The sequence below is a fragment of the Methanobrevibacter sp. genome (assembly GCF_030539665.1).
Classification (GTDB): Archaea; Methanobacteriota; Methanobacteria; order Methanobacteriales; family Methanobacteriaceae; genus Methanocatella.
Map to the genome: position 1 here is coordinate 370,336 of NZ_JAUNXR010000001.1, position 15,435 is coordinate 385,770.

Consider the following 15,435-nt stretch of genomic DNA (forward strand, 5'->3'; position numbering starts at 1 on the left):
CGACTCTGAAATAGCTTCTGTTGAAAGCGAACCACAAATTCAAGTTGTTAACGATACTGGTAAAAAGTCTAAAATTTATTTAAATGGTGAACTTTTAGGTTCCTGTAATAATCCTGAAGAGTTTACACAAGAAATGAGAGAAAAAAGAAGGGCTGGTGAAATCTCTCATGAAATGAATATTACTTATTATGAAGAAAATAATGAGATTTACATATTCAATGATTCTGGTAGAGCTAGAAGACCATTGATTATTGTTAAAGAAGGTCAACCACTTCTCAAAGAAACCGATTTGGATAAAGTGGCTAAGGGCTCAATGAAATGGCACGATTTAATCAATGAAGGAATTATTGAATATTTGGATGCTGAAGAAGAGGAAAATTCATACATTGCAATGAGTTTAAAGGATTTGAATGAAGAACACACTCATTTGGAAATCGACCCAGCTACAATGTTGGGAATTTGTGCAGGTATTATTCCATTCTCTGATCACAACTCATCTCCAAGGAACACTATGGAAGCAGGGATGACAAAGCAAGCACTTGGTCTATACGTATCAAACTATGCATTACGTACTGATACAAGGGCACACTTGTTACACCACCCACAATCCCCAATTGTAAAAACACGTATTATTGACTCAACTAATTATGATAAAAGACCATCCGGTCAGAACTTTGTTGTAGCTCTAATGTCTTATGAAGGATACAACATGGAAGACGCAATGGTTATTAACAAGGGTTCTCTTGAAAGAGGACTTGCAAGATCATCCTTCTTTAGAGCTTATGACACTGCTGAGAAAAGATATCCTGGTGGACAAGAAGATAAATTTGAAGTTCCTGATAAGAATATTAAAGGATATAGATCAGAAGAAGCTTACAGATTCTTGGATGAAGACGGTGTTGTAAACCCTGAATCATATGTTGAATCTGGTGATGTATTGATTGGAAAAACTTCACCTCCAAGGTTCCTAGAAGAGATTGATGAATTTGGTACTGTTGCTGAGAAAAGAAGAGAAACTTCCGTAACCGTAAGACATGGTGAAAAGGGTATTGTTGATGCAGTTCTTTTAACCGAAACTGTTGAAGGAAGCAGATTGGCTAAAATCAGAGTAAGAGACACACGTCAACCTGAATTTGGGGATAAGTTTGCATCAAGACACGGTCAGAAAGGGGTTCTCGGACTTATCTTATCTCCGGAAGATGTACCATTCACCGAAAGTGGAGTTGTCCCTGATTTGATAGTAAATCCTCACGCGATTCCTTCCAGGATGTCTGTAGGGCAAGTATTGGAAATGGTTGCAGGTAAAGCAGGCTGTTTGGAAGGTGAACGTATTGATGGAACTCCATTCAACACAGAACTCGAAAAAGAAATCAAAAAACAACTTATTGACAATGGATTTGAATCAGCTGGTTGTGAATCATTGTATAATGGTGTAACCGGTGAAAGAATTGATGCTGAAATATTCATTGGAGTTGCATATTATCAGAAATTACACCACATGACAACCGATAAGGTATATGCTCGTTCTAGAGGTCCTGTACAAGTACTTACACGTCAACCTACTGAAGGTAGAGCACGTGAAGGTGGTTTAAGATTTGGAGAAATGGAAAGAGATTGTCTTATTGCACACGGTGCTGCTCTTACATTAAAAGAAAGACTTTTAGATGAATCAGATAAATATGAAGCTGTTGTCTGTGAAAACTGTGGTATGTTAGCTATTGAAGATAAGAGCAAGAATAAGGTATATTGTCCTATCTGTGGAGATGTAGAAACATATCCTGTTGAAATTTCATACGCATTTAAATTATTATTAGATGAACTTAAGAGTTTATGTATTTTCCCTAAATTAGTTTTAGGAGACAAGGTATAGGTATTAAGGAGGTATAATTTTGGATAACAATTTTATTAAGAGAATTGAGCAAATTAATTTCGGTCTCATGTCTCCTGAAGATATTCGTAACATGTCTGTAGTTAGAATTGAAACCCCGGATACTTACGATGAAGACGGATATCCTATTGAAGGAGGATTAATGGATCCTCATTTAGGTGTTATTGACCCTTCATTAAAATGTAGATCTTGTGGTTACAGAGGTGGAGAATGTCAAGGACACTTCGGTAGTATTGAACTTGCAAGACCAGTTATTCATGTTGGTTTCGGAGACATTATCCACAAAATTTTACGTTCAACTTGTAACGAGTGTGGTAGGGTTCTTTTAACTGATTCAGAAATTGCAGAATACACAGAAAAGATAAAAAATGCTCAAGACCATGGAGTTAACTTGAACAATCTTTTAAAGGATATTTATAATGAGGCTCGTCGTGACACATGTCCTCACTGTGAAGCAGAACAGGAAGAAATCACTATTGATAAGCCAGTTTCAATCAATCAAGGTGACTATAAGTTAACCGCTTCTGAAGTTCGTGAAAGACTTGAAAGAATCAGTGATGAAGATGCATTTGTTTTAGGTGTTAATCCTGAAGTAGCTAGACCAGAATGGTTAGTTTTAACAGTTTTACCAGTTCCTCCAGTTACTGTTAGACCATCCATTACTTTGGATACTGGTGAACGTTCTGAAGATGATTTGACACACAAACTTGTGGATATCTTGAGAATTAACCAAAGATTAATTGAAAATATGGAAGCAGGTGCTCCTCAACTTATTGTAGAGGACTTATGGGAATTATTGCAATATCACGTAACCACTTACTTCGATAACGAAGCTTCAGGTGTGCCTCCAGCAAGACATAGGTCAGGAAGACCATTAAAAACTTTGGCACAAAGGCTTAAAGGAAAAGAAGGAAGGTTCAGAAGCAACCTTTCAGGTAAACGTGTAAACTTCTCTGCACGTACCGTAATTTCTCCAGATCCAAACATAAGTATCAATGAGGTAGGTGTTCCTGAAATGATTGCAAAAGAGGTAACCGTACCTGCTTATGTTAATGATTGGAACATTGACGAAATGAGAACATACATTGAAAACGGTCCTAATGTCCACCCTGGAGCTAATTATGTAATAAGATTGGATGGAAGAAAAATCAGAGTTCTTGATGAAACAAAAGATTTGATTTTAGAGCAGTTAGAGCCTGGATTTATCATTGAAAGACATTTGAAAGACGGAGACATGGTTTTATTCAACCGTCAGCCTTCACTTCACAGAATGAGTATGATGGCTCATGAAGTAAGAGTATTGCCTTACAAAACTTTCAGGTTAAACCTTTGTGTATGTCCTCCATACAATGCGGATTTCGATGGGGACGAAATGAACATGCACGTTTTCCAAACCGATGAATCTAGAGCAGAAGCTAAAAGTTTGATGCGTGTACAAGAACACATTCTCTCTCCAAGGTTTGGTGGACCAATTATTGGAGCTATTCACGATCACATTTCTGGTGCATACATTTTAACCAGAACTGGAACTGAATTCGATGAAGAAACAGCTTTCCAGATTATTAGAAAATCACATTTACCATTACCAAAACGTAAACATGAAAATTGGACTGGTAAAGAATTGTTCAGCCTTTTATTGCCTGATGATTTAAATCTCAACTATAGGGCTGAAATATGTGAAAAATGTGATGAATGTAAAGGAGAAGCTTGTGAAAATGATGCATATGTAGTAATCAAAGACGGCCAGCTTTTAAGCGGTGCTATTGACGAGAAAGCATATGGTTCATTCTCAGGTAAAATCCTTGATAAAATCGTTAAAGAATACGGTGCAGATAGAGCTCGTGAATTCTTGGATCGTTCTACTGACTTAGCTATTTGTGGAATCATGCAAAACGGTATTACCACAAGTACTAATGATGAAGAAATTCCTGATGAAGCACAGGAAAGAATTAACGAACACTTGAATAAGGCAGAAGCTAAAGTAGATGACCTTATTAGAAGTTATGAAGATGGATTCCTTGAAGCATTGCCAGGTAGGAGCCTTGAAGAAACTCTTGAGATGAGAATCATGCAAGTACTTGGGGAAGCAAGGGACGGTTCTGGTGCTATTGCAGAAGATTATCTTAAAATGGATGAATATATCGATGGTAAAAGAGCACGTCTTCCAAACTACTCAGTAATCATGGCACGTACTGGTGCAAGGGCATCTATGTTGAACCTTACTCAGATTACAGCTTGTGTAGGTCAACAGGCAGTTCGTGGTGGCCGTATTCATAGGGGTTACATTGACAGAACCTTACCTCATTTCAAGAAAAAAGAACTTGGGGCAAAGGCAAAAGGATTTGTACACTCCAGTTATAAACATGGTTTAGACCCAATTGAATTCTTCTTCCACGCTATGGGAGGAAGAGAAGGATTGGTAGATACAGCGATTCGTACTGCACAATCAGGTTACATGCAAAGAAGACTTGTAAATGCACTTCAGGATTTACAAGTAAAATCCTCAGGTCTTGTAACTGACAATCAAGGAATGGTTATTCAAACCATGTTCGGAGAAGATGGGGTAGACCCAGCAAAAAGTGACTACGGAAAAGCAGCAGATCTTGATAAGATCATAGACGAAATGAGAATTGAAAATCCAGCTAAATAGGTGTCAATATGCAAGAAACCATAGAAAAAGTAGAAGTAGCATTAGAAAATGCAGGTGTTGAGTTTCCAGAAAGTTATGTTGAAGATTTAGCAGCTGCTTACATTCGTAGAGATTTGAACGATGATGAATTAGATGAATTAATCAGTAGGGTTAAAGTTGCCTATGACCGAGCTCACGTTGAAGCTGGCGAGGCTGTTGGAACAGTAGCTGCACAATCAGTAGGGGAACCTGGTACTCAGATGACCATGCGTACTTTTCACTACGCAGGGGTAGTAGAGTTAAACGTAACATTAGGTCTTCCAAGACTCATTGAAATTGTAGATGCAAGAAAGAAGATTTCAACTCCAACTATGGACATTTACTTTGATGAAGAAAAAAGATATGACGAGGACTTTGTTAAAACTTTAGCTAACAAAATTGGTAAAAGCACTATAAACGATGTCTTATCCGATTTTAATTTAAACTATGCTGAAATGAAAATTGAAGCAACTTTAGATCCAGCTAAAATTGAGGACAAAAGATTAGATTATAAGGACGTAATCGATAAAATCGAAAAAACCTTCAAAAATAAAGTCACAATCAATGATAATGAGATAGTTGTTGAACCACCTAAACAAACAATTAGGGAACTTCGTCTTTTAGCAGATAAAGTTCGTGATTTGCAAATCAGTGGTATTAAGGGAATTGGAAGAGTTATTATACGTAAAGACGATGAATGGGTTATCCACACTGAAGGTTCTAACTTGGGAGATATTCTCAAAGAAGATGGAATCGACAAGCATAGAACAACCACTAACGATATTCATGAAATCGAAACTGTTTTGGGTATCGAAGCGGCTAGACAAGCTATTATTGACGAAACTCAAAACACTCTTGAAAACCAAGGTCTTAGTGTAGATGTTAGACACATCATGCTTGTGGCTGATATGATGACTTCTGAAGGAGTCGTTAAATCTATTGGAAGACATGGTATCAGTGGTGAAAAATCAAGTGTTTTAGCTCGTGCAGCTTTTGAAGAAACTGGTAAACATTTACTTCGCGCAAGTATTCGTGGTGAAGTAGATAATTTAACTGGTATCATCGAAAATATTATTATTGGACAACCAATACCTCTTGGTACCGGTTCAGTCGGTGTCAAAATGGCAGATAAAAAAGAATAGGAGGCTAGATGATGGACGTAGATAGAGGTATCAGAGTAGCTGTAGACACAGGAGATGTGACTTTAGGCTCTGAAAAATCAATTCAATCTTTAAAATTAGGAAAAGGTAAACTCGTTGTAGTTGCTGCAAATGCTCCTAAAGATATTCTTGAAGATGTTGAATATTATGCTAATCTTTCAGACATCCCAGCTCACACTTATGATGGAACAAGTGTGGATTTAGGTTCTGTTTGTGGTAAACCTTTTACCGTAGCTACATTAATTATTAACGATCCAGGAGATTCTACTATATTAGACGATTTGAGGTAGATTTATATGTCTATCAAATTTAGTGCAAATGATATTAGATTAATTGCTCTGTTTGAAAACATGACAGGAGCAATGGTTAAGGATTGCATTATCGATGATGAAAATAGTAAAGTCACTTTCGTAGTTAAAAACGGTAATATGGGTTTAGCTATTGGTAAAGGTGGAAATACTGTTTCAAAAGTTAAAAGAGCACTTGGTAGAGGAGTCGAAATTGTTGAATTATCCGACGATTCTGATCAATTTATTAGAAATCTTTTATCCCCTGCAGAATTACAATCTGTAAAAATTACTAAAAATAAAAAAGGGGAAAAAATAGCTATTGTTACAGCAGACAATACCAATAAACGTATTGCCATCGGTAAAAACGGAATTAATATTCAAAGAGCTAAGTTATTAGCTGATAGACAACATGAAATAAGTAACATTATTTTAAAATAATTTACTTATTTTTATTTTTATTTTTTATAATTCATTATTATTTTTTTATTTTGTATTTGGGAAAACAAATACATTTATAAAGGTTAAAAAATATATTCTATTGTAAGATATCCTTATGTTTTTATTTTATAAAGCATTAGCTATCGTGTGCCTTTTTGTTAATGTTTTTAATAAGTATAGATATCTTTTTTTAGATAAATTATTATCTAAGTTATTATTATTGATATTATTCTTTCTAAAATTTAGATTGTATTGTTTTTAAAACAGTATAAATCGCAGCGGTGGATTTTAGAAAAGATTATTCGAAATAAAATTTTTTAGAGGAAAAATTATGCCAGGACTTTTTGCTGCAAAAAAACTTAAAAAAAATAGACAAAATTTTAAGTGGAAAGACGTGGATTACAAAAGGAGAGCTTTAAGATTGGATGTTAAAGCAGACCCTCTCGAAGGAGCTCCTCAAGCAAGAGGAATTGTAATCGAAAAAGTAGGAATTGAAGCTAAACAGCCTAACTCCGCAATCCGTAAATGTGTACGTGTACAATTAATCAAAAACGGTAAACAATTAACTGCTTTCGCACCAGGTGATGGAGCTATTGGTTTTATCGATGAGCACGACGAAGTAATGATTGAAGGAATTGGTGGACCATCTGGAAGGTCCATGGGTGATATTCCTGGAGTTCGTTGGAAAGTATCTAAAGTTAACAACGTAGCTTTATCAGAAATGGTAAGTGGTAAAATAGAAAAACCTGTAAGATAAGGATGGTAATTTTTATGAGTAAATTATTTGATAAATGGGAACTTGATGAAATTCAAATCGACGATCAAGGTTTAGTAAAATACATTTGTTTAGATGAAACTCTCGTACCTCATACTTCAGGTAGACACGTAAAAAGACAATTCGCAAAATCTAAAGTTTCTATCGTTGAAAGATTGATGAATAAAGTTATGAGAACTCATCTTAACTCAGGTAAGAAAAACAAAGCTTACAACATTGTAAGAGATGCATTAGAAATTATCAACAAAAGAACTAAAAAGAACCCTGTTCAAGTTTTAGTTACTGCAGTTGAAAATACCTCTCCTCGTGAAGAAACTACTCGTATCAAATACGGTGGTATTGGATACCAAGTAGCTGTGGACATTTCCCCACAAAGAAGAGTAGATCTTTCTTTAGGATTTTTAACCAGAGGAACTTTACAATCAGCTTTCAAAAACAAAAAATCTGTTGCTGAATGTTTAGCTGATGAATTAATACTTGCTTCTGAAGAAGATTCTAGAAGTTTTGCTGTACAGAAAAAAGAAGAGAAAGAAAGAGTAGCTAAAGCAGCACACTAATTATAATAATTATAGGTGATTTTTTTGAGTAGAAGAGACAAAATGATTGCAAAAATCAAGGAATTAATGTATCAACCTGATTTGATCAGAAACATTGGTATCTGTGCACACATTGATCACGGTAAAACTACTTTGACTGATAACCTTTTAGCTGGTGCAGGTATGATTTCTGAAGAGCTTGCAGGTGATCAAAGATTCATGGATTTCGATGAACAAGAGCAAGCACGTGGTATTACTATTGATGCAGCTAACGTATCCATGATTCACAAATACAAAGATGATGAATACTTAATCAACTTAATCGATACTCCTGGTCACGTTGACTTTGGTGGGGACGTAACCCGTGCAATGAGAGCAGTAGACGGTGCAGTAGTTGTTGTATGTGCTGTAGAAGGTATTATGCCTCAAACCGAAACTGTATTCAGACAAGCATTAAAAGAAAACGTAAAACCTGTTTTATTCATTAACAAAGTAGACAGATTAATTAATGAATTGAAATTAGAACCAGAAGAGTTACAAAAAAGATTCATTAACATTTACATGGAAGCTAACAAGTTAATCAAAAACATGGCTCCTGAAGATAAAAAAGAAGAATGGAGCTTAGATATTGCTGATGGTAGTGTAGCTTTCGGTTCAGCATACCACAATTGGGCTATTAACGTTCCAATGATGCAACAAACTGGTGTTAACTTCAAAGACATCATTGATTTCTGTAATGATGACAGACAAAAAGAATTAGCACAAAAAGTACCTTTATCCGATGTATTGCTTGGTATGGTAGTAGAACACTTGCCTTCACCTAAAGTAGCACAAGTCTACAGGGTACCTAACATCTGGGAAGGAGACATCGATTCTCCTGCTGGTCAATGCATGATCAACACAGAAGCTGACGGTCCTTTAGCTGTAATGGTTACCAACGTATCCATTGATAAACACGCTGGTGAAGTAGCTACCGGTAGGGTATATGGTGGTACCCTCAAACAAGGTACTGAAATCTACATGGTCGGTGCTCACAAAAAATCCAGAGTACAACAAGTAGGTGTATACTTCGGTCCTGAAAGAGTATCTACCGACTCCGTTACTGCAGGTAACATTGTTTACGTTACTGGTGCAAAAGGTGCAACCGCTGGGGAAACTATCTGTTCACCTGAAGACAAAATCCAAGAGTTCGAAGGTTTAGAACACATATCCGAACCTGTAGTTACTGTAGCTGTAGAAGCTAAAAACACCAAAGATTTACCAAAATTAATCGACGTTTTAAGACAAGTAGGTAAAGAAGACCCTACCGTTAAAGTGGAAATTAACGAGGAAACCGGTGAACACTTAATCTCCGGTATGGGAGAGCTTCACTTAGAAGTTATTGCTTACAGAATCAATGATAAAGGTGTAGACATCCAAACTTCCGAACCTATCGTTGTATACAGGGAAACCGTTGCAGGTGAATCTCCACAAGTTGAAGGTAAATCACCAAACAAACACAACAGATTCTACATTACTGTTGAACCTTTAGAAGACTCCTTATTCCAAGCATTACAAGAAGGAGACTTAAAAGAAGGTAGAGTTAAAGGTAAAGAAGCAGCAGCTGACTTTATGGAATACGGTTTAGATAAAGAAGAAGCAAGAAGAGTTTGGGATATTCACAACAGAAGTATGTTTATTAACATGACTCGTGGTATCCAATACTTAGATGAAGTTAAAGAACTCTTACTTGAAGGATTTGAATCTGCACTTGAAGACGGTCCATTAGCAAACGAAATCGCTATGGGATTAAAATTCAAGCTCCACGATGCAAAACTTCACGAAGACGCAGTTCACAGAGGACCTGCTCAAGTATTACCAGCTATCAGAAAAGCTATCTACGCAGCTATCATGTCTGCTCAACCTGCATTACTTGAACCTATGCAAAAAGTATTCATCAGCACTCCACAAGACTACATGGGTGCATGTACTAGAGAAATCCAAAACAGAAGAGGTCAAATTGTAGATATGAGACAAGACACTGGTGATATGGCAACTATCGAATCCAAAGTTCCTGTAGCTGAAATGTTTGGTTTCGCTGGTGACATCAGATCCGCAGCAGAAGGTAGATGTTTATGGTCTACTGAAATGTCTGGATTTGAAAGATTACCTAACGAAATGCAAAACAACATCGTTAAAGAAATCAGACAAAGAAAAGGCTTATCCCCAGAACCATATGGTCCTGACCACTACTTAGGATAGTTATTTAAAATTTAAATTTATTTTTTTTATATTTTTTTTCTTTATTAAAAAAAATATATCATATATTAATAGAAAAACATTAGATATTTATATGTTGAAGTTCAAATTATTTTTAAGCTAACATTGAGCTTACTATAATGTTTTTTAATCTTTAAAAAAGAGGTATTATAATGGCAAAAGAAAAAGAACATATTAATTTAGCATTTATTGGACACGTTGACCACGGAAAATCCACTTTAGTTGGACACTTATTATTAAAAGCAGGCGCAATCGCTGAACAACAATTAGATGACGGGGAAAACAAATTCCGTTTCGTTATGGATAAATTAGGAGAAGAAAGAGAAAGAGGAGTAACCATCGATTTAGCTCACCAAAAATTCTCCACCAAAAAATACGACTACACTGTTGTAGACTGTCCTGGACACAGAGACTTCGTTAAAAACATGATCACTGGAGCTTCCCAAGCTGATGCAGGTGTATTAGTAGTAGCTGCAGACGACGGTGTAATGCCACAAACCAAAGAACACGTATTCTTATCCAAAACTTTAGGTATTAACCAATTAATCATCGCTATTAACAAAATCGATTTAGTAGACTACGATGAAGAAAAATTCAACGAATTAAAAGAACAAGTATCTGCTTTAATCAAATCTGTAGGTTTCAACCCTGCTCAAGTACCTTTCATCCCTGTATCTGCATTTGAAGGGGACAACATTAAAGAAGCAAGTCCTAACACCAAATGGTACAAAGGACCAACTTTAATGGAAGCATTAGATGAATTAAACCCACCTGAAAAACCTTTAGACTTACCTTTAAGAATCCCTATCCAAGATGTATACTCCATCACTGGTGTAGGTACCGTGCCTGTAGGAAGAGTAGAAACTGGTGTAATGAAAAAAGGAGAAAACGTAATTTTCGAACCAGCTGGAGCTTCCGGAGAAGTAAAATCTATCGAAATGCACCACGAAGTATTCGAAAGTGCTGAACCTGGTGACAACATCGGTTTCAACGTAAGAGGTGTAGGTAAAAACGATATCAGAAGAGGAGACGTAGCAGGTCACACTGACAACGCACCTACCGTAGCTAAAGAATTTGATGCACAAATTGTTGTATTACAACACCCTGGTGTTATCACCGTAGGTTACACTCCTGTATTCCACTGTCACACTTCACAAGTAGCATGTACTTTCTTAGAATTATCCAAAAAATTAAACCCATCTACTGGTCAAGTTGACGAAGAAAACCCTGACTTCTTAAAAACTGGTAACGCTGCAATCGTAAAAGTAAAACCAACTAAACCTATGGTTATCGAAAACGCAAAAGAAATCCCACAAATGGGTAGATTTGCTATCAGAGATATGGGTCAAACTGTTGCTGCTGGTTTATGTATTGCAATTACCCCAGCTAAATAAGTTTGAAGTATAATATTTTAAAATATGGTTAATTCCATATTTTTTTTATTATCGTTTTTTGTTTTACTTGGAGGGTAAAAATGAATCAAGCAAGAATTAAACTTACAGGAACCGATCCAGAAAAATTAGCAGTCGTTTGCGATCAACTCAAAAAAATTGCAGAAAGAACTGGTGTTGATTTATCTGGTCCTATCCCATTACCAACTAAAAAATTAGTTGTTCCTACAAGAAAATCTCCAGATGGAGAAGGAAAAGCTTCTTGGGAAAAATGGGAATTAAGAATTCATAAACGTTTAGTTGGTATTGGAGCTGACGAACGTGCTATGAGACAAGTTATGAAAGTCAACGTTCCTGATAATGTAAGTATTGAAATTGAACTTAAAAGTTAGATTTTAATCAAAATATTTAGATTTTTCTAAATATTTTTTCCTTGTCTCTTTTTAATTAAACTATAATGCCGAGATAGTCTAGTCTGGTAAGGCGCAGGACTTGAAATCCTGTGGAGACGTTCTCCGCCTGGGTTCAAATCCCAGTCTCGGCGTTTTTTATTAATTTCTATTATTTTTTTATAAGTTTTTCATTTGCCGAGATAGTCTAGTCTGGTAAGGCGCAGGACTTGAAATCCTGTGGAGACGTTCTCCGCCTGGGTTCAAATCCCAGTCTCGGCGTTTTAGTTTTTTTTTTTAAAATAAGATTGTTTTTATTTTTTCATCTAGTTGTTCTAGATTGTTCACTACTGTTTTTTTGTCTAGTGTTTCTATTTCAGGTCGTTCTATCATTATCACGGGCAACTTTCTTTCATTTGCTGCTTTTAGTTTTGCATCGACCCCACCTATGTCACCACTTTCCTTTGTTATGATTACTCCTGCGTTTAGCTGATCGATTAGTTCAAGATTTTCGTCAACTGTTGAGGTTCCTTTCATAGGTATTATGTTGTCTTTGGGGATGGCCAATTTTTCACATTTTTCAAATGAGCTTTCTACTTCCAATATTCTCGGATAGAATTTTTCTGGGGAAATGTATTTCACGATGCTTTCCATCGTGTTAGCTCCTGCAAAATGTAGTACATTTACTTCATTGAATTTTTTTTCAATTAATTTGCCTGCATCTTCAAATGATTTAACGGCATATAACTGTGATTTATCAAAATCATTTAAGTTTGATGTATATCTTTCAAACCTTATGTATGGAAGTTTGCATATTTTTGAAACTTCAATGGCTGTTTTTGTCACATGTGATGCAAAGGGATGTGTTGCATCGATAAATAAGTCAAAATCAGTTTCACCATTTAATATCTCTATTAAATCGTTTTTTGGAAGGGGTTTGGCTATTGTGGAATCGCTTCCACCTTCAATAGCTAGCCTTTCTCCATATTCTGTTGTTGTAGTAGTCAAAATATAGGTGTTGAAGTTGTCTTTAAGGTATCTGATAACTTCAATAGATTCTTTTGTTCCACCCATTAAAAAGACATTTATCTTTTTCATTTTCATCCCCTAATCTAATGGAATCGCTTTGTTCATTATCTTGTTTGATATTAGGATAGTACATGCTACGATAAACATCATTATCCAATCAATTAAATCAATTGATGTAGTTCTAAATATCATTTGCAAGTATGGGATATAGATTACAAGAACCTGGAGGACAAATGATATTAAAATTGCCAAGTAGAGATATATACTCTTTTTATCTGAGTTTGCTTTTGAATTGTATGCATTGAACAGCTGATATATTACAAACATTGTAAATGCAACAGTCATTGCCTTTGTTTGTGATGCTCCAATGTTTAGTTGATAAGCGTATAATCCCAATGTTCCCAATGCCATTACAATACCTGCTACAGCTATCTTTACAAGAACATTTTTGTTTAGTATGTCTCCTGTTTTAGGATCTCTTTGCATGATGTCCTTTTCAGCACCTTCCATTCCCAGGGTCTGCGCTGGAGGGCCGTCCATTATGATGTTTATCCATAAAAGCTGCACAGGGTTGAATGGCAGTGGAAGGGACATGAATGAAGCTCCAAGAATGGTGAGGATAGCTCCTATGTTTGTTGATACCTGGAATTTGATAAATCTTTTGATGTTGTCATAGATTTTCCTTCCTTCCTTAATTGCTTTTATGATTGTTGCAAAGTTGTCGTCCTGAATGACCATGTCTGCTGATTCTTTTGCAACATCAGTTCCTGAACCCATTGCAACACCTATTGAAGCTTTTTTAAGTGCAGGTGCATCGTTTACTCCATCTCCAGTCATTGAAACTACATTTCCCTTGTTTTCCAATGTTTCGACTATACGCATTTTCTGTTCAGGATATACCCTTGCATATACTTGGATGTCGTCAACGATTTTCAGGTACTCTTCCTGTGTTAAGTTGTCAAGTTCTTCTCCGTTGATTACAATTCCATCTGTCAGGATTCCTATTTCACGTGCAATGGCCGCTGCTGTGTCCTGGTGGTCTCCAGTAATCATTTTTACCTGAATTCCCGCTTCTATACATTGTTTCACAGCTTCTTTTGCTTCTTCTCTTGGAGGATCCATCAGTCCGAGCAATCCTACAAATGTCAATCCTGTTTCAATCTCGTCATTTGTGTCGTCCGGATTGTAGTCATATTCCTTGTATCCGAACCCAATCACCCTCAGTGCTGAACTTGTCATATCTGCGATTTCGTTAAGTATGTTTTCCTTAATTTCAGCATCAATTATTTTAATAGTTCCATTATCATTTATGTATTTGCATGAATCCAAAATTATTTCTGGCGCTCCTTTACTTAGGACAATGTATTTTTCACCATCTTCATGTATAGTTGTCATTCTTTTTCTTTCACTGTCCAATGGAATCTCCTTGACTCTAGGATTTTTCCTCTCGAAATCGCTTCTGAGATAATTGTGTTTTTCACCATACTCCATTATGGCTCCATCAGTAGGGTCTCCAATAATTTTCCCATCCTGCTTTGAACTGTTAACGCACAAGCAACTGATTAGATTCAGCATTTCGCCGTCCAATACCTTTTCAGCTCTTACGGTCATCTTGTTTTCAGTAAGGGTTCCTGTTTTGTCACTGCAGACGATTGTACATGAACCTAGAGTTTCTACAGCTAAAAGTTTCCTTACAATAGCATGTGATTTGGCCATATGCTGCATTCCCAAAGCAAGTGTGAGTGTCAAAACAGCTGGAAGGCCTTCAGGAATGGCCGCAACAGCAAGGGATACTGCAGTCATGAAATTCTCAGCAAGTGGAATGCCTCTTAAGAATCCCACAACAAATACGAATGCACATACCACAATTGCTATTGCCGCAAGAACCTTTCCAAGCTTATCGATTTTCTTTTGAAGTGGAGTCTCTGTTTCCTCTCCCTGAATCATTTCAGCTATTTTACCTATGGAAGTTTCCATTCCAACGGCAAAGACAACTCCCACACCATTTCCTTTTATTACTGTTGAATCCATATATGTGATGTGGGGAGCTAATTTTTTCTCATTTTTCCTGATGTCTATTGGAACATCAGAATCATAATCTGCAGTTTTGGTTACAGGCAGGGATTCCCCTGTAAGGGATGATTCGTCAATTCTCAGGTCATTGGCTTTTATTAAAATAAGATCGGCAGGTACTTTATCCCCTTCTTCAATTAAAACTATGTCTCCCACTGTTAGCTGATTTCCAGGAACAATCTGGACATCCCCATCCCTTTTAACTATCGCTTCAGTGGAAACCAGTGTTTTAAGTTTTTCCATTGCCTTTTCGGCACGGTATTCTTGGGTAAATCCAATAACTGCATTCAAACAAACTACAAGTAGGATAACATAGCTGTCGATTATGTCTCCAACAAAGTATGCCACAACGGCAGCTATAAGAAGAAGAATGATTAAAATGTCTAAAAATTGGCTTAAAAATAAAACAATGGGATGTTGTTTCTTTTCTTCTTTAAGTTCATTTAAACCATATCTTTTTTGTCTGTTTATTACTTCAGTATTGCTTAAACCCATTTTAGATGTGTCATATATTTCTAAAATTTTGTCTATCATTTTCT

General features: G+C 36.2%; 12 protein-coding genes and 2 tRNA genes. 12 read left to right on the plus strand and 2 right to left on the minus strand.

Going from position 1 to position 15,435, the window contains the following annotated elements:
- Positions 1-37 precede the first annotated feature (37 nt).
- The 12 genes from rpoB to Q4P18_RS01850 all read left to right on the plus strand — a co-directional run bounded on the left by rpoB (position 38) and on the right by Q4P18_RS01850 (position 12,076).
- Positions 38-1,870 carry a DNA-directed RNA polymerase subunit B gene (gene rpoB, locus Q4P18_RS01795; RefSeq protein ID WP_303335158.1) on the plus strand — a complete coding sequence of 611 codons (1,833 nt, stop codon included), beginning with the start codon at positions 38-40 and terminating at the stop codon, positions 1,868-1,870.
- A 19-nt stretch (positions 1,871-1,889) separates the two neighbouring features.
- Positions 1,890-4,538, plus strand: a complete 2,649-nt coding sequence (locus tag Q4P18_RS01800) for a DNA-directed RNA polymerase subunit A' (protein ID WP_303334889.1) — start codon at positions 1,890-1,892, stop codon at positions 4,536-4,538.
- A gap of 8 nt (positions 4,539-4,546) precedes the next feature.
- Positions 4,547-5,698 (plus strand): DNA-directed RNA polymerase subunit A'', encoded by a 1,152-nt coding sequence (gene rpoA2 / locus Q4P18_RS01805; RefSeq protein ID WP_303334891.1) that lies wholly within the window; start codon positions 4,547-4,549, stop codon positions 5,696-5,698.
- A gap of 8 nt (positions 5,699-5,706) precedes the next feature.
- A complete protein-coding gene (locus Q4P18_RS01810) occupies positions 5,707-6,006 on the plus strand; it encodes a 50S ribosomal protein L30e (protein WP_303334893.1) in 300 nt (99 codons plus the stop codon).
- Between the two features lie 6 nt (positions 6,007-6,012).
- Positions 6,013-6,444 (plus strand): NusA-like transcription termination signal-binding factor, encoded by a 432-nt coding sequence (locus tag Q4P18_RS01815; RefSeq protein ID WP_303334895.1) that lies wholly within the window; start codon positions 6,013-6,015, stop codon positions 6,442-6,444.
- A 331-nt stretch (positions 6,445-6,775) separates the two neighbouring features.
- Entirely contained in the window at positions 6,776-7,201 is a 426-nt protein-coding gene (locus Q4P18_RS01820; RefSeq protein ID WP_067044341.1) for a 30S ribosomal protein S12, read from the plus strand.
- Positions 7,202-7,215: 14 nt separating this feature from the next.
- A complete protein-coding gene (locus tag Q4P18_RS01825; protein WP_303334908.1) occupies positions 7,216-7,776 on the plus strand; it encodes a 30S ribosomal protein S7 in 561 nt (186 codons plus the stop codon).
- Positions 7,777-7,800: 24 nt separating this feature from the next.
- Positions 7,801-9,996, plus strand: a complete 2,196-nt coding sequence (locus tag Q4P18_RS01830) for an elongation factor EF-2 (RefSeq protein ID WP_303334910.1) — start codon at positions 7,801-7,803, stop codon at positions 9,994-9,996.
- Between the two features lie 170 nt (positions 9,997-10,166).
- Positions 10,167-11,408, plus strand: coding sequence for a translation elongation factor EF-1 subunit alpha (tuf, locus tag Q4P18_RS01835; RefSeq protein ID WP_303334912.1), 1,242 nt, complete (start codon positions 10,167-10,169; stop codon positions 11,406-11,408).
- Positions 11,409-11,488: 80 nt separating this feature from the next.
- Entirely contained in the window at positions 11,489-11,797 is a 309-nt protein-coding gene (rpsJ, locus tag Q4P18_RS01840) for a 30S ribosomal protein S10 (protein WP_303334914.1), read from the plus strand.
- 67 nt (positions 11,798-11,864) lie between these two features.
- Positions 11,865-11,949: transfer RNA gene (locus Q4P18_RS01845), tRNA-Ser, on the plus strand.
- Between the two features lie 42 nt (positions 11,950-11,991).
- Positions 11,992-12,076: transfer RNA gene (locus Q4P18_RS01850), tRNA-Ser, on the plus strand.
- Positions 12,077-12,091: 15 nt separating this feature from the next.
- On the opposite strand, the gene cobK is transcribed toward Q4P18_RS01850, so the two are convergent.
- Together cobK and Q4P18_RS01860 are read right to left on the minus strand one after the other, a co-directional pair.
- Positions 12,092-12,892 (minus strand): precorrin-6A reductase, encoded by an 801-nt coding sequence (gene cobK, locus Q4P18_RS01855; protein ID WP_303334916.1) that lies wholly within the window; start codon positions 12,890-12,892, stop codon positions 12,092-12,094.
- Positions 12,893-12,901: 9 nt separating this feature from the next.
- Entirely contained in the window at positions 12,902-15,427 is a 2,526-nt protein-coding gene (locus Q4P18_RS01860) for a calcium-translocating P-type ATPase, PMCA-type (RefSeq protein WP_303335160.1), read from the minus strand.
- Positions 15,428-15,435: the final 8 nt, after the last annotated feature.

Bases quoted from the DNA above. Each gene is read 5' to 3' on its own strand.
- cobK (WP_303334916.1), bottom strand. From the start codon at position 12,892: ATGAAAAAGATAAATGTCTTTTTAATGGGTGGAACAAAAGAATCTATT.
- Q4P18_RS01825 (WP_303334908.1), top strand. From the start codon at position 7,216: ATGAGTAAATTATTTGATAAATGGGAACTTGATGAAATTCAAATCGAC.
- rpsJ (WP_303334914.1), top strand. From the start codon at position 11,489: ATGAATCAAGCAAGAATTAAACTTACAGGAACCGATCCAGAAAAATTA.
- tuf (WP_303334912.1), top strand. From the start codon at position 10,167: ATGGCAAAAGAAAAAGAACATATTAATTTAGCATTTATTGGACACGTT.
- Q4P18_RS01815 (WP_303334895.1), top strand. From the start codon at position 6,013: ATGTCTATCAAATTTAGTGCAAATGATATTAGATTAATTGCTCTGTTT.
- Q4P18_RS01810 (WP_303334893.1), top strand. From the start codon at position 5,707: ATGATGGACGTAGATAGAGGTATCAGAGTAGCTGTAGACACAGGAGAT.
- rpoA2 (WP_303334891.1), top strand. From the start codon at position 4,547: ATGCAAGAAACCATAGAAAAAGTAGAAGTAGCATTAGAAAATGCAGGT.
- Q4P18_RS01820 (WP_067044341.1), top strand. From the start codon at position 6,776: ATGCCAGGACTTTTTGCTGCAAAAAAACTTAAAAAAAATAGACAAAAT.